Source organism: Streptomyces sp. NPDC104106, from assembly GCF_055584345.1.
The window spans coordinates 660013-678912 of sequence record NZ_JBVJMF010000002.1 but is presented as its reverse complement, the minus strand read 5'-3'; the positions used below and the strand labels follow the sequence as shown (position 1 = coordinate 678912).

The window sequence follows — 18900 nt, the reverse complement described above, 5'->3', positions numbered from 1 at the left end:
CGCTTTCCACCGGTTCGCCCCTGATGCGGCGCCGGTTGCCCGCCGCTTGCCCGCCGCTTTTCGGCCATCTGATGCGTCTCGGACCGGTGTGCGAGAGGCGATCACATGGCAGACTGCCCGGGTACTTCGGCGCGTAGGGGAGGCGTGGCGTGAGTGAGCGGCGGGCTGCGCCCACCGTGGGCCAGGTGGTGCTCGGCAAGCGGTTGCAGGAGCTGCGCGAGGCGGCGGGACTCACCCGCGAGGAGGCGGCCCGGGTCCTCAGGGTGGCGTCGGCGACCGTGCGGCGGATGGAGATGGCCGACGTCGCGCTGAAGATCCCCTACGTGCAGGTGCTGCTCGACACCTACGGGGTGCCCGGGGAGGAGGCGGCCGCGTTCGTACGGCTGGCCGAAGAGGCGAACCAGCCGGGTTGGTGGCAGCGGTTCCACGACGTGCTGCCGGACTGGTTCAGCCTCTACGTCAGCCTGGAGGGCGCGGCCCGGATCATCCGCTCCTACGAGCCGCACTTCATACCCGGGCTGCTCCAGACCGAGGCGTACGCCCGCGCGGTGATGGAGGCCGGCACGGTCGGACAGGGCTCGCCGCACGCGGTCGAACGGCATGTGTCGCTGCGTCTGGAGCGGCAGCGGCTGCTGGAGCGGGAGGACCCGCCGCACCTGTGGGTGATCATGGACGAGACGGTGCTGCGGCGCCCCGTGAGCACGCGCCCCGAGGTGCTGGGCGAGCAGCTGGACAAGCTGCTGGAGTACGCCGATCGGGACCGGGTCACCCTGCAGATCGCCGAGTTCTCGGCGGGCCCGCACCCGGGGACGTACGCCCCGTTCACCCTGTTCCGCTTCGCCGAGCCCGAGCTGCCGGACATGGTGTTCACCGAGTATCTGACCGGCGCACTGTACCTGGACTCGCGCCGCGAGGTGGCCGCGCATCTGGAGGTGCTCGACCACATGACGGCCCGGGCCGCGTCGGCGCAGCGCACGCGCACCCTGCTGCGCGAGTTCCGCGCGTCCCTGTGACGCCCGCCCTTCGGACCGCGCGACCTCGCGGCATCCCGTACGGACCGACCCCTGGGGGACCACGCTCATGACCGCACCCGACGCCGTGCCCGCGCCGATCGACACCAGCCGCCCGCACCCCGCGCGGGTGTACGACTGGTGGCTGGGCGGCAAGGACAACTACCCGGTGGACGAGCAACTGGCCCGCAGGATCCTCGACGCGGACGGCACGGTGGTGCGCGGGGCGCGGGCCAACCGCCGGTTCATGCACCGGGCGGTGCGCACGGCGGCCGAGGCCGGGGTGCGGCAGTTCCTGGACATCGGGACGGGCATCCCGACCGAGCCCAATCTGCACCAGGTCGCCCAGGGCGTGGACCCGCGGGCCGCGGTGGTGTACGCGGACAACGACCCGATCGTGCTGCGGCACGCCGAGGCACTGCTGCGCGGCACCGACGAGGGCAGCACGGCCTACATCCACGCCGACGTCCGCGACCCGGACGTCATCCTGCGCCAGGCCGCCGAGTCCCTGGACCTCGCGCGGCCCGTCGCGCTGTCCCTGGTGGCGCTGACCCATTATCTGTCGGACGCCGAGGACGACGTGTACGGCCTGCTGGAGACCTACGTCGGGCACCTGGCACCCGGCAGCTTCCTGATCCTGTCCCAGGTGACGCAGGACCTCGCCCCCGAGGGGGTGACCCGGGCCGCCGAGCTGTTCCGCCGCAGCGGCACGCCCTTCCACCCGCGCACGCTGCCTGAGTTCTCCCGCTTCTTCACCGGCCTCGACCTGCTGGGCCCGGGGATCATCCCGGTGTACGGCTGGCGCCCGGACCCGGTGGACGTCGCCGCCCAGGCGGAGGGCGTGGTGCCGGTGTACGCGGGGGTGGCGGTCAAGCGGTGACCCGTACGGGTCTGTGCACGGGTGCGGGCTCTCAGCCGGGCGTTCGGTACGGCCCCGGGCCGGGCGGGGGTCAGGCGCCGCCCTTGGCGCCGGGTTCGTCGTCCACGATCTCCGCGTCGACCACGCCGTCCGCGTCGGCCGCGGGCCGGCTCTCCTGCGCGGCAGCGCCGGTGGAGCCGGCGTTCTCGTACATGGCCTGCCCCATCTTCTGGCTGACCGTGGCCAGTTTCTCCACTCCGGCGCGCAAGGAGGTGGTGTCGGCGTCCCGCTCCAGCAGCGCCTTCAGTTCCGCGGCGGCCGCCTCGACCTCGGCGCGGGTGCCGGCGGGCACGCGGTCGTGGTTGTCGCGGACGAACTTCTCGGTCTGGTAGACGAGTTGCTCCGCCTGGTTGCGGGTCTCGGCGGTCTCGCGGCGCCGGCGGTCCTCCTCGGCGTACTGCTCCGCCTCGCGCATCATGCGGTCGATGTCGTCCTTGGGCAGGGCGGATCCGCCCGTGACGGTCATCTTCTGCTCGCGGCCCGTGGCGAGGTCCTTGGCGGAGACGTGCATGATGCCGTTGGCGTCGATGTCGAAGGCCACCTCGATCTGCGGGACACCGCGCGGAGCGGGCGGCAGTCCGGTGAGGTCGAAGACGCCCAGCTTCTTGTTGTAGGCGGCGATCTCGCGCTCGCCCTGGTAGACCTGGATGCCCACCGAGGGCTGGTTGTCGGTGGCGGTGGTGAAGATCTCCGAACGGCGGGTGGGGATCGTGGTGTTGCGCTCGATCAGCTTGGTCATGATGCCGCCCTTGGTCTCGATGCCGAGGGACAGCGGGGTGACGTCGAGGAGCAGCACGTCCTTGACGTCACCGCGCAGCACGCCCGCCTGGAGCGCGGCGCCGACCGCGACCACCTCGTCGGGGTTGACGCCCTTGTGCGGGTCCTTGCCGGTGAGGTCGCGCACCAGGTCGGTGACGGCGGGCATCCGGGTGGAGCCGCCGACGAGGATGACGTGGTCGATCGCCGCCAGCCCGATCCCCGCGTCCCGCACGGCCTGGTGGAAGGGCTGCTTGCAGCGGTCGAGCAGGTCGGCTGTCAGCTCCTGGAACTGAGCTCGCGTCAGCTTCTCCTCCAGGTGCAGGGGTCCCGCGGCCGAGGCGGTGATGTAGGGCAGGTTGATCGTCGTCTCCGAGGACGACGACAGCTCGATCTTGGCCTTCTCGGCGGCCTCGCGCAGCCGCTGCACCGCCATCTTGTCGGCGCCCAGGTCTATGCCGTGACCGGCCCGGAACCGCTTCACCAGATGGTCGACGATCCGCTGGTCCCAGTCGTCACCGCCCAGGTGCGTGTCGCCGTTGGTGGCCTTCACCTCGATGACGCCGTCGCCGATCTCCAGCAGGGACACGTCGAAGGTGCCGCCGCCCAGGTCGAAGACGAGGACCGTCTGCTCCTCGCCCCGGTCCAGGCCGTAGGCGAGGGCGGCCGCGGTCGGCTCGTTGATGATCCTGAGCACGTTCAGGCCGGCGATCTCCCCGGCCTCCTTGGTGGCCTGCCGCTGGGCGTCGTCGAAGTACGCGGGCACGGTGATCACCGCGTCCGAGACGTCCTCGCCGAGGTAGGCCTCCGCGTCCCGCTTGAGCTTCTGCAGGACCCGCGCCGACAGCTCCTGCGCGCGAAGCCGCGAGCCGTCGACGGTTCCGCTCTCCGGGAAGCGCCAGGCGGCGTCGCCCATGTGCCGTTTGACCGACCGGGCGGTGCGCTCCACGTTGGTCACGGCCTGCCGCTTGGCGACCTCGCCGACCAGCACCTCGCCGTTCTTCGCGAACGCCACCACCGACGGCGTGGTCCGGGCGCCCTCCGCGTTGGTGACGACGGTGGGCTCGCCGCCCTCCAGGACGGCCACCACCGAGTTCGTCGTCCCGAGATCGATCCCGACCGCACGTGCCATGATCCGTCCCCTTCCGCCAGGGCGTCTTCGGCACTCCCAGCACATGCCGTGCGTACGGCGCTGTCAATGCCGGGGGGCGGGAACGGCGGTGCCGCGCCCCTTCCACGGGACGCGGCACCGGACGTCGTACCGGGCGTCAGGCCAGCTCGGCCGTCAGCGTGATGGTCGTACCGGCCAGGGCCTGGCTGACCGGGCAGTTCTTCTTGGCGTCCTCGGCGGCGGCGGCGAAGCCGTCCGCGTCGAGACCCGGGACCTCGCCGCGCACGGTGAGGTGGATGCCGGTGATGCCCTCGCCGGGCTGGAAGGTCACGTCGGCCTTGGTCTCCAGGCGGGTGGGCGGGGTGCCGGCGCCGGTCAGGCCGTGCGAGAGGGCCATGGAGAAGCAGCTGGAGTGAGCGGCGGCGATCAGCTCCTCGGGGCTGGTCTTGCCGTTCGCCTGCTCGGCGCGCGACGGCCACGACACCGGCTGCGAGCCGATGCCGGAGGAGTCGAAGGTGACGGTGCCGCTGCCCGTGAGCAGCTCGCCCTCCCAGACGGTGTGCGCGGTACGCGTGGTGGCCACGGTGGTTCCTTTCGCGGGTGTCGCAGGTGTTCGGTCCCGTTTCCGGGTGCCGTTTTCCGGTTCCGTGCCCCTATCCGATCACATCCGGGCGCGTCGCACGCCCAAGACGAGGCCACGGGCGGTGAACGGCGGATGACGTCGGGGCACCGGCGGCGGCCGTGGCGCTCAGCGGCCGTCGTAGCCGGCGGTCGGCATGGACAGGCGGCGGTGGACGCGGGCCTTCATCTGGGCGTCGTACGCCGGTTCGGCGCGGCCGACGGTCTCCACGCGCACCCCGCGCCGGGCGCATTCGGCGGTGAAGGCCTCCACGGAGTTCAGGGCCCGCCGCAGGACCCGCAGGCTGGGGGCGACGAACACGTCCACGCCGGGGCGGACGCCGTCCCACAGGGCGCAGTGGTCGAAGCGCAGTCCGCCGACGAGGAGTTCGCGGGCGACGACGTATCCGCGTTCGGCGGCCCAGCGCGCGCACATGGCGTGCTGGCTGCGGGCGTCGACGAGGAAGGGGTCGGCCTCCAGTTCCTCCAGCGGCGTCAGGCTGGCGATGGCGGTGACCCGGACGGACGCGGGCATGTCGGAGGCGGCCTGCGGTTGTCCCATGGCGTCCCCCTCACCTCCGGGTTTCGCCGCCGACCCTACTCCTGCCCGTAGGCTTCGGGGAGTCGCGTGAAGGGGGCGAAAGAAGGTGCCGGTGGAGATCCCCTGGTGGGGTCACGCCACCTGGACGATTCAGGACGGGCACATACGGGTGCTCACCGATCCGCCGTTCGCGCGCCGGCCGGCGCATCTGCGACGGCGCCGGGGCGGGGTACCACCGGCGCGCGGACGTGGCGCTCGTCTCCCGTCTGCACGCCGACCACCTGCATGTGCCCTCGCTCGCCTCGCTCGCGCCGGGCACGCGCCTGCTCGTGCCCCGGGGCGCGCCCCGGGCGGTGCCCACCCTGCGGCGGCTGCGGCAAGAGCGGATGACCGAGGTGCCGCCCGGGGACGAGGTGCGGGTCGGCGAGGCGCTCGTCCGGGTGGTGCCCGCGTCGCACGACGGGCGGCGGCTGCCGGTGGGGCCGCGTCGCTCGCCCGCGCTCGGCTATGTCCTGGAGGGCGAGGCGCGGACCTGTTTCGCCGGGACACCGGGCTGTTCGACGCGATGGCCGAGCGGGTCGGGCCGGTGGACGTGGAGCTGCTGCCGGTGGGCAGCTGGGGGCCGTTCGTCGGCGAGGGCCATCTGGACGCGGGGCGGGCGGCGCCGGCGCGGCTCCGGCTGGCGCCGCGGCTGGCGGGGCCGGTGCGCTACGGGACGTACTGGCCGATCGGGATGGACGCCGTGCGGCCGCACGAGCACACGCCGGGCGACGAGTTCGTACGGCTGGCGGGGGTGCTCGCTCCGCAGGTGACGGTGCGCAGGCTGGGGCACGGCGAGAGTGTGCGGCTGGCGGTCGCGCGGTGACCCGGCCGGTGTCCGCGGCGGTGCCGGCCGCCGCGTCGACGTCGGCGGTGCCACCGGAGTCGACGCAGCAGGCCATCGGTTGTCCGTCGTTGTTCCTGCTCGTGCTGACCGGGGCGCTGGTGCCGGTGGTCCCGACCGGGGCGCTGGTCAGTTCCGCGGCGGTGGTGGCGTTCCACCAGACGGCGCCGTTCTCGCCGGCGCTGGTGTTTCGGGACGGCGTCGCTGGCGGCGTTCGTGGGTGACGGGGCGCTGTACCGGCTGGGGCGGCGCGGGCTGCGGTCGCGGGGCGGATCGCGGTGGCCGGAGGCGGTACGGTCGCGGGCGCCGCAGGAGCGGGCCGTGCGGGCGCGGGAGAAGCCGGCCGCACACGGGGGCGTGGTCCTGGTGTTGTCGCGGCTGGTGCCGGCCGGCCGTGTTCCGGTGATGCCGGCCTGTCTGATGGCGGACTGGCCGCTGCGGCGCTTCGCCCGGGGCAATGCGGCCGCGTGTCCGGCGTGGGCGGCCACGTACCAGGTGATCGGCGTCCTGGGGGGCTCGTTGTTCCGGGCGCCGTGGGAGGGCGTCGTGGTGGCGGTGGCGCTGACGGTGGTGATCAGCGTGCTGCCGGGTCTGGTGCGAAGGGTTGGCCGGCGCCGTCGGGGTCCCGGTGGTCCTCGGGCCACTGGTTCGTCGTGACGTTTCGCCCGGTTCCCGGCGCCGTTGACGGGGCGCCGTACCCCAGCACTCCCGAGGCGCCGATCGGCAGGTCCCACAGGTCCTCGCGGTCGAGGCCGGCCTTATCCCAGGCCGCGCGCACGCGCGTGAGCGGTTCCAGGACGGGCTCGGCCGAGAGGACGAAGGTGCCCCAGTGCATGGGGGCCATACGGGGGGCGCCGAGGTCGAGGGTGGCCTGGACGGCTTCCTCGGGGTCGCAGTGCACGTCGCTGAGCCACCAGCGCGGGTCGTAGGCGCCGATGGGCATGAGGGCGAGGTCGATGCCGGGGTAGCGGCGGCCGATGCGGGAGAACCAGTGGCCGTAGCCGGTGTCGCCCGCGAAGTACAGGCGCCGGCCGTCGGCGTCGGTGAGCACCCAGCCGCCCCACAGGCTGTGGCAGGTGTCGGTGAGGGTGCGCTTGGACCAGTGGTGGGCGGGGACGAAGTCGAAGCGGACTCCGGCCAGTTCGGCCCCCTCCCACCAGTCCAGCTCGGTGACGCAGGTGAAGCGGCGGCGCCGGAACCAGCGGCCGAGTCCGGCGGGCACGAACATCGGGGTGGCGCGCGGGAGCCGGCGCAGGGTGGGGGCGTCGAGGTGGTCGTAGTGGTTGTGGCTGATGACGACGGCGTCGACGCGGGGCAGGCTCTCCCAGGGGACGCCGACGGGGGTGATGCGGGCCGGGGTGCCGAGGATGCGGTGGGACCAGACGGGGTCGGTGAGGACGGTCAGGCCGCCGATCCGGACGATCCAGCTGGCGTGCCCGGCCCAGGTGACGGCGAGGGTGCGGGTGTCGGTGCGCGGCAGCGGGGCGGGGGCGACGGGCAGCAGGGGGACGTCGGTGAGGCCGTCGCGGCCGGGCCGTACGGCGCCCTCGCGGGCGAAGCGGGCCATGGCCTTCAGGCCGGGCAGCGGGGCGGTGAGCCGGTCGTGGAAGGTCCGCGGCCACACCCGGTGTTCGCCCAGGGGGCGGGGTTCGGCGAGCGGGGGGAAGGGCGGGGCGAGGGGGGCGGTCGTGACGGCGGGGGACGTGGGGGTCGTGGAAGGCGTGGCACGCGTGGCAGTCGTCGAGGTCGTCGAGGTCTTCGTGGGCGGTCCGGACTCGTGCGTCTGCTGCGTCATCGAGGAGGCTCCCATCGCTGAGCTTCGTCGCGGAGATCGTCGAGGACCGACGTCAAGGAGACCAACGCGCGTTGCACGTGCGGCAGTTCCAGCGGCGCGGGTGACGTGAGGCATTCGGCGCGTTCGGCGTCCGTGGCGCCCAGCAGGGGGCCGGTGGCGAGGCGCACGCGCAGGGCGTCGAGGTCGTCGCCGAAGCGGTGGCCGCCGGGCGCGGGCATCCCGAGCCGGGCGGTGAGCAGGTCCTCCAACTCCTGGGCGTCGCCGACCCCTTGGGCGGCGAGGGGCTCGCGCAGCGGGCCGAGGTCGGCGTACAGGTGGCGGCCGGCCTGCGGGGGGCGGGCGAGGGCGCCGGCGGCGACGAGCGCGGCGTGCGCGGCGCCGGCCACGCGCGCGTGCAGTCGTACGGCGGCCTCCCGGCGCTCGGTGACGGGCGGTGGTTCGTCCAGGGCGTAGCCGGCCGCGGCGGCGACGGGGGCGGCGACGCGGGCGCCGAGCGCGGTGAGGATGTCGAGCACGCGCGCGTGGAGGTGGATCCCGGGTTCGGTCGCCGGGAAGCGGGCGACGGCGGCGGGCCAGCCGGCGGGCAGCAGGGAGCCGGCGAGGTCGGTGACGACGGTGACCCGGTCGGGCCGCATCTCGGCGGGGCTGAGCAGGACGGTGTCGTGGGGGCGGTGCAGGGTGTCGCGCCACGTCTCGTCGCTGACCAGGTGCAGGCCCTCGGCGGTGGCGGCCTCGATGGTCTCGTGCAGCAGTTCCGGCGCGGCGACGGTGGCGGTGGGGTCGTCGGCGACGGACAGCACGAGCAGCCGGGGATCGCCGCCCTCCGCGCGCACCCGGCGGACCGTCTCCAGCAGGGCGTAGGGGTCGGGAACGCCGCCGCCCTCGGCAGGGGTGGGCACGTGGTAGACGGGCCGGCCGAGGATCCGGGCGTACGGCGCCCACCAGGCGGCGCAGGGGCGCGGTACGAGGACGTCGGCGCCGTCCGAGGCGAGGGCGGCGGTGAGGGCGAGCAGCAGCGCGGGGGAGCCGGGGCCCGCGGCGACCTGGTCGGGGACGGTGGGCAGGCCACGCCGGGTCCAGTAGCCGCAGGCCGCTTCGAGGAGGGCTGGGGCGCCGCCGACGGGCTGGGCGTCGGTGCGGCTCGCGGCGGCGGCCAGCACGGCGGTGAGTTCGGGGAGCACGGGCAGGCCGTCACCGGGCAGGGGCGGACCGTAGCGGACGGGGCCGTGGCCCTCGGGGTCCGTCCGCCGCATGTCCGCCTCCGCGCAGTCCGTGGGGTCTTCGTGGGTCGTCGTGGTCGTGGTGCCTCGTGGTCGGGGCTTCGCCGCGGGCCGCCGCGTGGTGTGCTGTTGTCCGGTGTGCTCCTGGTGCCTGTGGGGTGCGGGCGCCCTCCTGTGGTGTACCCGGCGGTCGGGCGCGTATGACCGGTGCGGGGCGTCGGCCCGGTCACAGGCGGTGGGGCGGCGGACCGGCCGGGCCGCGCCATGGCGGCGCCGCCGGCCGGCGCCACGGGTACCGGGCACGGGCCGGGGGCACGGGGCGTGCCCTTGCTGCCATCTCAGCCCGGGTCACGCCGGACCGCGCGCGACCGACCCCCATTCGCGGGACAGGAGGCGGCCGGGCGGGTGACAGGAGGGCGCGGAGGACGGTACGGCGCGGTGGGGGGGCCGGTACGGCGAGTCCGGCGCCGGTGCGGGCGGGAGCGGTGAGGGAGCGGGGGGAGTACCCATGCGGGTGTGCCGGTGCGGGGCGGGGGAAGCCGGGGAGCGGACAGGTGCCGGGGCCGTCCGTCGCCGGTCGAGGGCTGCCGGTCGGCAGTCGACGGCGGCCGGTAGACAGTCGACGGTCGACGGACAGCAGACGTCGGTCGACGGACAGCGGTCAGCTGTCAGGTGTCAGCGGACGGCGCGGGGAAGGCTCGCGCGCGGACCGTCAGCGGGCGGGCACCCCCGGGGCCCCTGCCGGTCAGGTGCCGGAGGCGTGCGGGGTCGCCGTCTCGCCGCAGCGGCGTTCGCGGGCGCCCTCGCGGGTACGGCCCGCGCTGACCAGGCGGCGCGGGTTGCGGCGCAGGTACTCGCCCTCCAGCTGCGCCATGCGCTCGTTGTGGACCCGCAGCGCGTCGTTCGAGCCGTACAGCAGGGTGTCGTGGCGCGTGCGGTGGATCGTCTCCAGCTCTTTCATGAGCTGCTGGTCGTCCAGTCGGCTGGGGTCGACTCCGGTCATGGTGGTGCCCCGCTCGTCGTGTCCGTGTCCGGTATCCGTGGTCCCGGCCCCGAGCGTGCCGCCGGGAGGAATCCGGGGAGCCGGATCCCTGCCATCCACCATACGAAGATCCTCGGCCCCGGGCCTTGCGAAGGCCCCCGGTGAGTCAGCGCGCCCGTTCCACCCGGCGTTCGTCCCAGACCGGTTCCGGGGTCTCGCGGACGCGGCCGTCGCTGCCGAAGACCAGGTAGCGGTCGAAGGAGCGGGCGAACCAGCGGTCGTGGGTGACCGCGAGGACCGTGCCGTCGAAGGCCTCCAGCCCCTCCTGCAGGGCCTCGGCGGACTCCAGGTCGAGGTTGTCGGTGGGTTCGTCCAGCAGCAGCGCGGTGACGCCCTGCAGCTCCAGCAGCAGGATCTGGAAGCGGGCCTGCTGGCCGCCGGAGAGCCGGTCGAAGGACTGCTCGGCCTGCTGGGTCAGCTCGTAGCGGCGCAGCCGGGACATGGCCGCGCCCCGGTCCTGGGAGTGTTCCTTCCACAGGATGTCGAGGAGGGTGCGGCCGTGGAGTTCGGGGTGGGCGTGGGTCTGGGCGAAGTGGCCGGGGACGACCCGCGCGCCGAGCTTCCACTCCCCCGTGTGCGCCACGTCCTCGCCGGCGAGGAGCCGCAGGAAGTGGGACTTGCCGGAGCCGTTGGAGCCGAGCACGGCGACCCGTTCGCCGTAGAAGACCTCCAGGTCGAAGGGGCGCATCAGGCCGGTCAGCTCAAGTCCCTTGCAGGTGACGGCTCTGACGCCGGTGCGGCCGCCCTTCAGGCGCATGGTGATGTCCTGTTCGCGGGGCGGCTCGGGCGGCGGTCCGGCCTCCTCGAACTTGCGCAGGCGGGTCTGCGCCGCGGCGTAGCGGGAGGCCATCTCATGGCTGACGGCGGCGGCCTGACGGAGGTTCAGCACGAGCTTCTTCAGCTGGGCGTGCTTCTCGTCCCAGCGGCGGCGCAACTCCTCGAAGCGGGCGAAGCGTTCGCGGCGGGCCTCGTGGTAGGTGGCGAAGCCGCCGCCGTGCACCCAGGCGTCGGCGCCGGCGGGGCCGGGTTCCACGGAGACGATCTTCTGGGCGGCGCGGGAGAGGAGTTCGCGGTCGTGGGAGACGAACAGCACCGTCTTGCGGGTCTGCGCCAGCTGCTCCTCCAGCCAGCGCTTGCCGGGCACGTCCAGGTAGTTGTCCGGCTCGTCGAGCAGCAGCACCTCGTCGGTGCCGCGCAGCAGGGCCTCCAGCACGAGGCGTTTCTGCTCGCCCCCGGAGAGGGTGCGCACCTGGCGCCACTGGGCGCGTTCGTAGGGCATGCCGAGCGCGGCGGTGGTGCACACGTCCCACAGGGTCTCGGCCTCGTAGCCGCGGGCCTCCGCCCAGTCGGCGAGGGCCTGGGCGTAGGCGAGCTGGGCGGCCTCGTCGTCGACGGTCATGAGGGCGTGCTCGGCATCGTCGACGGCCCCGGCGGCCTCGCGGATCCGGGGCGGGGCGACGGAGACGAGCAGGTCCCGTACGGTCGTCTCGTCCCGCACGGAGCCCACGAACTGGCGCATCACGCCGAGGCCGCCGCTCACGGTGACGGTGCCGCCGTGCGGTTTCAGCTCGCCGGAGATCAGGCGCAGCAGGGTGGTCTTGCCGGCGCCGTTCGGCCCGACCAGGGCGACGGCGGAACCCTCGCCGACCCGGAAGGACACGTCCCCGAGAAGGGTCCTCCCGTCGGGGAGGTGGTACTCGAGGTGTGCGGCTTCCAGATGTCCCATGGGCAGGATTCTGCGGGTCTCCCACCGGCCGGAGCAAACGCGTATCCGGCACCCGTCCGGTCCGTCGGGCGCCTCGGCCGTCCGGGCGCCCCCGCGCTCCCGTACGGCGCGCGCCCCCGAGGCAGGTCTCCCGCCCCTCCCGCCGCCCCGCCCCGTCCTGGCGCCCCCTCCTACCTCGCGGTGTCGAACGGCTCCCCCGCCGGGCCGCCTTCGCCGGCCGGCACCACCGTGGCGCCCTGCCAGGAGATCGCCTTCCAGCCGTCGTCCGGGGCGCCCTCCAGGACGACCACGCCGGTGTTCCGCAGGGGGTGGGCGGCGGCGAAGGCGACGTCGACGTTGTCGGCGCGGGCGGCGGTCCACATGCGGATGGCGGCGCCGTGGCTGACCATGGCGACGGCGCCGGCGCCGCTCGCGGCGGCCTCGGCGATCACGGCGTCGTACCGGGCGAGGGCCTCGTCGCCGCTCTCGCCGCCGGGGATGCGCGGCGCGGTGTAGCCGGCCGCCCACCCGAAGATCGTGCGCATGTACTCCCGGCCCTCCGCCGACTCGCCGGGCAGCATCTCCAGGTCTCCGGCGGACACCTCGCGGATGCCGTCGCGGACGATCACGTCGAGGCCCCGGGCGGCGGCCAGCGGGGCGGCCGTCAGCTGGGTGCGCAGCAGGGTGGAGGCGTAGAGGGCCTCGATGTGCTCGCCGCCGAGTGCCTCGGGCAGGGCGGCGGCCTGTGCCTCGCCGAGCGGCGTGAGCCCCGGACCGGGCACGGCGGTGTCCAGCAGATGGTCCACGTTGGACGGGGTCTCACCGTGGCGGACGAGCAGCAGACGCATACGAGGCTCTCCCTTCGCGCCGGTCCCGCGCCCGGCACACACGCGCACGCGGATCACGGAACGGGCACTTCAGAGTACCTGCCCCGACCATACCTGACGGCCCATCAGTCCATGATGCGAAATCAAGGTCTCATCATTCGGCCCGCGCACGTACGGTGGCACTCACCACCGTCGGACCACCGCCGGACCAGAGGTGAAGGGGAACCGCCATGCCGCAAGCACGGGAGACGGCCGTCTACACGCACGGGCACCACGAGTCGGTGCTGCGTTCGCACACCTGGCGGACCGCCGCCAACTCCGCCGCATACCTGCTCGGTTCGCTGAAGCCCCACATGCGGATCCTGGACATCGGGTGCGGCCCCGGAACCATCACCGCCGACCTGGCCGAACTGGTCCCCGACGGCCGGGTCACCGGCGTCGACCACGCGCCCGGCATCCTGGAGCGGGCCCGGGCCACCGCCGCCGAGCGCGGCCTGGCCAACGTGGACTTCGCGGTCGCCGACGTGCACGCCTTGGAGTACCCGGACGACACCTTCTGCGTGGTCCACGCCCACCAGGTGCTCCAGCATGTCGGCGACCCGGTGCAGGCACTGCGCGAGATGCGCCGGGTGACGAAGCCGGGTGGGTTCATCGCCGTACGCGACGCGGACTACGCGGCGATGACCTGGTATCCGGCGGTGCCCGGCCTGGAGGACTGGCTGGACCTGTACGAGCGGGTGGCCCGGGCCAACGGCGGCGAGCCGGACGCCGGACGCCGGCTGAAGGCGTGGGCGCGGGCCGCCGGACTCACCGACATCACCGCCACGTCCAGCACCTGGACGTACGCCACGCCCGAGGAGCGGGCCTGGTGGAGCGGGCTGTGGGCGGAGCGGACCCTGGCCTCCGCCTACGCGCAGCGGGCCACGCGGGGCGGTCACGCGACCGAGGAGCAGCTGCGGGCGGTGTCCGAGGCGTGGCGGGAGTGGGGCCGGCAGGAGGACGGCTGGTTCGGGGTGCTGCACGGGGAGATCCTGTGCCGCAAGGAGGCCTGAGGGTCAGCGGGGCGACTCGCCGGTGAACGAGTACCGGGTCTCCTCGCCGGTGAAGGAGTACGCGGCCCAGGGGCCGGTGAGTTCCACCCGGACGCCCGGCTCCTCGGTCCGCGTGCGGTCCACCAGCTCCACGAACTCCTCGCAGTGGGCGCGCGGCACCAGATAGGCAGCGTCCAGGACGTTGCGGACCGCCGGGCCGGACGCCCCGCACGACTGCGGAGCGCGCACCCGGCAGTCCTCCGCCCACCCGGCCAGTCGTTCGTGCAGGATCCGGGCGAACGCCTCGCCGGGCGCGGCGGCCGCTCCCGGCACGGAGGCGGACTCGGCGGCGGGCACAGGCTCCGTGTACACCTTCACGCCCCACTCCACCCGGCCCTCCAGCCGGTCCAGGACGCGCCGGAAGGAGTCCTCGTGGGTCTCGATCAGCGTGCGCACCACGCTGTCGTCCTCGCAGACGGTCGCGAGCCGGAGCGGCAGCGGGGTGGTGACCGTGGCCAGCGCGGCGATCACGCCCCGGTGCGCACGCACGGTCCCGGCCAGCCAGCCAGGATCCTCCAGATGGGCCTGCAGCGCCTCCTCGCCGAAGTCGCCCGCCGGCACCGTACTGACCACCGCGAACAGCCCGCGGTGGCGCAGCAGGCCCACCGGGGCGCCCGCGACCCCCGTCAGCTGGGACTGAAGGGGCGTGTCGAAGGGGCGGCAGACGGCATAGACGTAACGCAGTCCGGCCATGGTCCCTCCTTCCGCTGCGGCCCCGTTCGGCGAGGTGTTCCAGCTCCAGCCTGACCCGGCGGCCGCGGCAGCGCCACAGCGACCGCGCCGCCCGGCCGGGACCCGACAGCCCGCGCCGCCCGGCCCGCGCCACGCGGTGCCGCGCGTCGGCACCGTCCGCACACCGACACACACGCCCGCACGACGCACACACGCCTGCGCGCGGCGTCGCGCACGCGACCGCCACACCCCGCCGCGAGCGCCGCTCAGCGCGCGGCCTCCTCCTCCACCAGCAGTTTCGCGGCGTTCACGATGGCCACGGCGTCGATGCCGGCCGCGTGCAGCTGCTCGTCGGGGGCGGCCGAGCCCGGCATGGTGCGCACCGCGAGCCGGACCAGCCGGGGCACGGGCCGGCCGTCGGCGAAGGCCTCCGCAACGGCGTCACCGAGGCCGCCCTCGGGATGGTGGTCCTCGACGGTGATCAGGCAGCCGGTCTCCGCCGCGGCCCGGCGCAGGGTCCCGGCGTCGACGGGCTTGACGGAGTACAGGTCGATCACCCGCACCGGGATGCCGTCCTCGGCGAGCCGGTCGGCCGCCGCCAGCGCCTCGGGCACGGTGACCCCGGCCGCGACGACGGTCAGCCGGTCCTCCTCACTGGAGCGCAGCGTCCTGCTGCCGCCGACCGGGAACTCCTCGCCGGGGCCGTAGATCACCGGTGTCTTGCCGCGCGAGGTGCGCAGATAACGGATGCCGTCGAGCCCGGCCATGGCCGCGACCAGGTGGGCGGTCTGGTTGGCGTCGCACGGGTAGAGCACGGTGGAGCCGTACACGGAGCGGAACGTCGCCAGGTCCTCCAGGCCCATCTGGGAGGGCCCGTCCTGCCCGATGGCGACGCCGGCGTGCGAGCCGATCAGGTTGATCCCGGCGCCGCTGATCGACGCCATGCGCACGAAGTCGTGGGCGCGGGTGAGGAACGCTGCGAACGTCGAGGCGTACGGCAGCCAGCCGCGCGCCGCCATGCCGACGCTCGTGGCGACGAGCTGCTGCTCGGCGATGTAGCACTCGAAGAACCGCTCGGGGTGCGCCTTGGCGAACTGCTCGGTGCGGGTGGAGTCGCCGACCTCGCCGTCCAGGGCGACGACGTCCCCGCGGGCGGTGCCGAGCGCGGCGAGTGCGGCGCCGAAGGCGTCGCGCGTGGCGACCTCGTCGCCCTCGTCGTAGTGCGGCAGCTCGACCGGGTCGGTGGTCAGGTCGCGCAGCGCGGCGGCGGCCTGCGGCTCGCCGACCCGGAGCCGCACCTCTCGTGCTCCGCCGAGTTCGGCGATGGCCTCCTCGGCGTCCGGCAGCGGCTTGCCGTGGTGCCCCTCGCGGTCCTCGACGGCGGCGACGCCCTTGCCCTTGAGGGTGCGGGCGAGGATGGCCACGGGCTGCCCGGCGGTGGACAGCGCCTCGCCGTAGGCCCGGTCGATCGCGTCGACGTCGTGGCCGTCGATCTCGACGGTGTGCCAGCCGAAGGCCTGGAAGCGGCGGGCGTAGGCGTCCAGGTCGTGGCCGTGCCGGGTGGGGCCGCGCTGCCCGAGCCGGTTGACGTCCACGATCGCGATCAGGTTGTCCAGCTGCTCGTACCCGGCGTGCTCGGCGGCCTCCCACACCGAGCCCTCCGCCAGCTCGCTGTCGCCGCACAGCACCCACACGCGGTAGCCGGTGCGGTCCAGGCGCTGCCCGGCGAGCGCGATGCCGACCCCGACGGGCAGGCCCTGGCCGAGCGATCCGGTGGCCGTCTCCACCCACGGCAGCCGCCGGGGCGTGGGATGCCCCTCCAGCCGGCTGCCGAGCTTGCGGAACGTGAGCAGTTCGCCGTCCTCGACCGCGCCGGCCGCCTTGTACGCGGCGTACAGCAGGGGTGAGGCGTGGCCCTTGGACAGGACGAAGCGGTCGTTGGCCGGGTGGTCGGGGCGTTCGAAGTCGTAGCGCAGGTGGTGGGCGAGCAGCACGGCCATGAGATCGGCGGCGGACATCGAGGAGGTCGGGTGCCCGGAGCCCGCGGCGGCGGAGGCGCGGACGCTGTCGACGCGCAACTGCTGCGCCAGGTCGGTGAGTTCGGCGGTGTTCATGTCTCTCCACGGCTCTTGTGCAGGTCGGCTCACGGGAGGTCTTCCGTGTATCCGTGGGCGGGGCACTCAAACGTCCCATGGGTCACCCGAACGCCATGCCGGCCTCGGGTGCCGGACGCGTGGCGGCCGGGGGCCGTCCGCGCGGGCCGGCCCCCGCCCCAACTAGGCTCGGTTCCATGGAGATTCTGGGCGCCTCGCTGCGCATCTGCGTCGACGACATCGAAGCCGCGATCCCGTTCTACGAGCGGTTGGCGGGCGGCAGAGCGCAGCGGTTCGAGCGCGGTGGGGTGCAGGTCGCCGCGATCGGCTCCTTTCTGCTGATGAGCGGCCCGGAGGCGGAGCTGGAGATCCTGCGGAAGGTGACGGCGACGATCGCCGTGAAGGACGTGGCGGAGGCCCACCGGGTGCTGACCGGCCTCGGCGCCCGGGTCCTGGCCGGGCCGGTGCCGACGCCGGCCGGCCGCAATCTGCTGGCGATGCATCCGGACGGGACCGTGTTCGAGTACGTGGACCAGCAGCGGGCCTGACGCCGCCCGGTCCCGCGTCAGGGCTGCTCGGGCCGCATCCGGAAGTCGAGCCGGGCGGGCAGCGGCTCGTCGGTGAGCCGGGACCAGAGCCGGCCGATCGCCTCCTCCCCCTCCCTGAGGTCGGCGACCTCGAAGTCCGCGTCGAGGACGGCCCGCGCCTCGTCGGGCCGTCCCTCGGCGAGCAGCAGCTCGGCCTTCAGGAGCAGGAAGCGGCCGCGCTCGCGGACGGCCGGCAGCAGCCGGTCCCACACGGCGCGGGCCTGCGCCGTACGCCGTACGCGCAGCAGCGCCTGGAGGGTCTCGCGGCCGAGCGCGGCCTGGGCGGCGGTCCAGGTCTCGCCGGCGTCGCGCCGCTCCTCGCACAGGTCGCCGAAAGCGTCCGCGTACCGTTCGGCGGCCCGCTCGTGATGGCCGCAGGCCTGATCGGCGACGGCCAGGCAGCGCAGCGACGGCCAGCGGGAGGGCGCCAGCCGCAGGGCGCGCTCCCAGCTGCGCACGGCCTGGGCGCGGTCGCCGGCGTGCCACTGGGCGACGCCGAGGTGGTACTCGGTGTGCGGGGTGGCGGGCGCGGTCTCCAGCATGTCCCGCCAGTGCGGGGCGACGAGCGTCTCGCCGGGCGGCCGTACCCGGCGCGGCTCGGGCAGCGAGCCGGTGCGCAGCAGTTCCCGCCAGGGGGCCTGGGCCTCGCCGAGGGTGGACTCGGGGAACGGGGTGCCGGGCAGCTTCCAGTCCGCGCGCAGCACCTCCAGGGCGCCCCAGCCGGATCCGGGGCTGAGGATCTCGCCGGGTTCGGTGTCGGCGCACGGCAGCCAGGCGGCGTACGCCTGCTCCACACGGGCGCGGGGCAAGGCCGCCTCCAGCCGGTCCTCGGCCCGCCGGACCACCTGCGTCCACGCGCCGTCGGGCGAGGCGTCGAGCGGTCCGTACGCCTCCAGCCAGGAGACCTCGCTCTCGGCCTCCAGCCGGACGTGTTCCAGCTGGGTGCAGGCGAGGCCGGCCTGGATCTCGCAGTAGCCGGGGGTGCCGGGCTCGGTCAGCCACCGCTGCCAGCGCCGGCCGCCGGGCAGATGGCCCCACACGAACAGCTTGCGGCCGCACAGGGTGTCGGTGGAGGTCTGCACCAGCCCGTGGCCGTCGGCGCCGAGGGCGGCGATCCAGCGGCGCCGGGCGTCGGGCACCTCGTAGAAGTAGTCGGCGGCGTAGGGGCTGTTGAGGGGGTGGGTGCGGTCGATGCCGTCGTACGAGGGGACCGGCACCCGGCGCAGCCGGCGCTCGTAGTCGAACTGCCAGGCCTCCTCGGCGGGGGCGAGGACGCGGACGTCCTCCGGCACGGCGGTGTTGGACCACCAGTACGCCGGCGCCGGCCGCTCGTGCGGGTTGCGGACGCGCACGCCGGCGTAGAGGAAGTCGGAGCCGTCGGGCAGCCACAGGTCGACCTGGAAGGGCAGGTCGCGCAGCCGCTCCCACTCCCACAGGCGCAGCATCTCGCCGCCGTCGGGGGCGGGGACGCGGGCGGCGTGCAGCGGTGCGCAGGAGAGGGTGGTGTGGCCGGTGGCGCCGATGTTCCACTCGATGCCGCCGGAGTACCAGGCGCCGTTGAGGGCGAAGTCGGCGGGCTGGAACACCGGGTTGCGGTAGAGGAGTTCGCGTCCGGTGGGCAGGTGGACCAGGGAGGCGACGCGGCCGCCGAGGCGGGGCAGGACGGTGACGCGCAGCCGGTCGTTCTCGATCACCAGGGCGTCGAGGGCGCGGGGGGCGCGGGTTCTGCCGTAGCCGTCGCGGACCCGGACCGGGAGCAGGCTGCGCAGGGGCTCGTAGTCGAGCCGGCGGGCCATGTCCGGCGGCATGTCGTGCCGGTCGCGGTCGTCGATGCGGTGGGGCTCGTCGAGGGGGTGCAGCGGCGGCAGCGGGTTGTCCGGGCCCAACTCGGCGGCGGGCAGGGTCAGTACCTGGCGTCGGATCCTCGTCACGATTCCCCATGGAACCCGCGGCACGCGGCCTCGGCCAGGGGAGCTGCCGGTCAGGATTGCGCAAAGGCGCCCCCGGCCGGTGGGCCGCTCCCGCGTGCC

At 74.4% G+C, this 18900-nt stretch carries 15 protein-coding genes and 2 pseudogenes; 6 read left to right on the top strand and 11 right to left on the bottom strand.

Annotated features, from left to right (window positions below; genetic code table 11):
* Positions 1-149 precede the first annotated feature (149 nt).
* Positions 150-1013: a helix-turn-helix domain-containing protein gene (locus tag ACZ60X_RS06970; RefSeq protein ID WP_469594242.1), complete on the top strand. Its 864-nt coding sequence runs from the start codon at positions 150-152 to the stop codon at positions 1011-1013.
* Between the two features lie 67 nt (positions 1014-1080).
* Positions 1081-1890, top strand: a complete 810-nt coding sequence (locus ACZ60X_RS06965; RefSeq protein ID WP_469594238.1) for an SAM-dependent methyltransferase — start codon at positions 1081-1083, stop codon at positions 1888-1890.
* 70 nt (positions 1891-1960) lie between these two features.
* On the opposite strand, the gene dnaK is transcribed toward ACZ60X_RS06965, so the two are convergent.
* The 3 genes from dnaK to ACZ60X_RS06950 form a co-directional block, all read right to left on the bottom strand.
* Positions 1961-3817 carry a molecular chaperone DnaK gene (gene dnaK / locus ACZ60X_RS06960; RefSeq protein WP_469594236.1) on the bottom strand — a complete coding sequence of 619 codons (1857 nt, stop codon included), beginning with the start codon at positions 3815-3817 and terminating at the stop codon, positions 1961-1963.
* Between the two features lie 136 nt (positions 3818-3953).
* A complete protein-coding gene (locus tag ACZ60X_RS06955; protein WP_469594234.1) occupies positions 3954-4379 on the bottom strand; it encodes an OsmC family protein in 426 nt (141 codons plus the stop codon).
* Positions 4380-4544: 165 nt separating this feature from the next.
* Positions 4545-4976: a hypothetical protein gene (locus tag ACZ60X_RS06950; RefSeq protein ID WP_469594232.1), complete on the bottom strand. Its 432-nt coding sequence runs from the start codon at positions 4974-4976 to the stop codon at positions 4545-4547.
* Positions 4977-5061: 85 nt separating this feature from the next.
* Between ACZ60X_RS06950 and ACZ60X_RS06945 the strand changes: the two are divergent.
* Together ACZ60X_RS06945 and ACZ60X_RS06940 are read left to right on the top strand one after the other, a co-directional pair.
* Positions 5062-5820, top strand: a pseudogene (locus ACZ60X_RS06945) (MBL fold metallo-hydrolase).
* Between the two features lie 20 nt (positions 5821-5840).
* Positions 5841-6495, top strand: a pseudogene (locus tag ACZ60X_RS06940) (DedA family protein).
* Here ACZ60X_RS06940 and ACZ60X_RS06935 read toward each other — a convergent pair.
* From ACZ60X_RS06935 to ACZ60X_RS06915, 5 genes are all read right to left on the bottom strand, one after another.
* Positions 6413-7633 carry an MBL fold metallo-hydrolase gene (locus ACZ60X_RS06935; RefSeq protein ID WP_469594229.1) on the bottom strand — a complete coding sequence of 407 codons (1221 nt, stop codon included), beginning with the start codon at positions 7631-7633 and terminating at the stop codon, positions 6413-6415. The pseudogene ACZ60X_RS06940 and the gene ACZ60X_RS06935 overlap by 83 nt on opposite strands.
* On the bottom strand, positions 7630-8886 hold the full coding sequence (locus ACZ60X_RS06930; protein WP_469594227.1) for an aminotransferase class I/II-fold pyridoxal phosphate-dependent enzyme: 1257 nt from the start codon (positions 8884-8886) through the stop codon (positions 7630-7632). Before ACZ60X_RS06930 ends, ACZ60X_RS06935 begins: the two co-directional genes overlap by 4 nt.
* 712 nt (positions 8887-9598) lie before the next feature.
* Entirely contained in the window at positions 9599-9856 is a 258-nt protein-coding gene (locus ACZ60X_RS06925; protein ID WP_469594430.1) for a DUF6158 family protein, read from the bottom strand.
* A 145-nt stretch (positions 9857-10001) separates the two neighbouring features.
* Entirely contained in the window at positions 10002-11621 is a 1620-nt protein-coding gene (locus ACZ60X_RS06920) for an ABC-F family ATP-binding cassette domain-containing protein (RefSeq protein ID WP_469594225.1), read from the bottom strand.
* Positions 11622-11791: 170 nt separating this feature from the next.
* Positions 11792-12448: a histidine phosphatase family protein gene (locus tag ACZ60X_RS06915; protein ID WP_469594223.1), complete on the bottom strand. Its 657-nt coding sequence runs from the start codon at positions 12446-12448 to the stop codon at positions 11792-11794.
* A 209-nt stretch (positions 12449-12657) separates the two neighbouring features.
* Here ACZ60X_RS06915 and ACZ60X_RS06910 point away from each other — a divergent pair, with 209 nt between their 5' ends.
* A complete protein-coding gene (locus tag ACZ60X_RS06910; protein WP_469594221.1) occupies positions 12658-13479 on the top strand; it encodes a class I SAM-dependent methyltransferase in 822 nt (273 codons plus the stop codon).
* A 3-nt stretch (positions 13480-13482) separates the two neighbouring features.
* Here ACZ60X_RS06910 and ACZ60X_RS06905 read toward each other — a convergent pair whose 3' ends face one another.
* Complete coding sequence (locus ACZ60X_RS06905) at positions 13483-14211, bottom strand: GvpL/GvpF family gas vesicle protein (RefSeq protein WP_469594218.1); 729 nt, start codon at positions 14209-14211, stop codon at positions 13483-13485.
* A 245-nt stretch (positions 14212-14456) separates the two neighbouring features.
* Positions 14457-16304: a transketolase gene (locus tag ACZ60X_RS06900; protein WP_469594215.1), complete on the bottom strand. Its 1848-nt coding sequence runs from the start codon at positions 16302-16304 to the stop codon at positions 14457-14459.
* Between the two features lie 176 nt (positions 16305-16480).
* On the opposite strand from ACZ60X_RS06900, the gene ACZ60X_RS06895 reads away from it, so the two are divergent.
* On the top strand, positions 16481-16831 hold the full coding sequence (locus ACZ60X_RS06895; RefSeq protein WP_469594213.1) for a VOC family protein: 351 nt from the start codon (positions 16481-16483) through the stop codon (positions 16829-16831).
* A 17-nt stretch (positions 16832-16848) separates the two neighbouring features.
* Here the strand turns inward: ACZ60X_RS06895 and ACZ60X_RS06890 are convergent, their stop codons facing one another.
* Positions 16849-18801: a DUF5107 domain-containing protein gene (locus tag ACZ60X_RS06890; protein WP_469594210.1), complete on the bottom strand. Its 1953-nt coding sequence runs from the start codon at positions 18799-18801 to the stop codon at positions 16849-16851.
* Between the last annotated feature and the right edge of the window lie 99 nt (positions 18802-18900).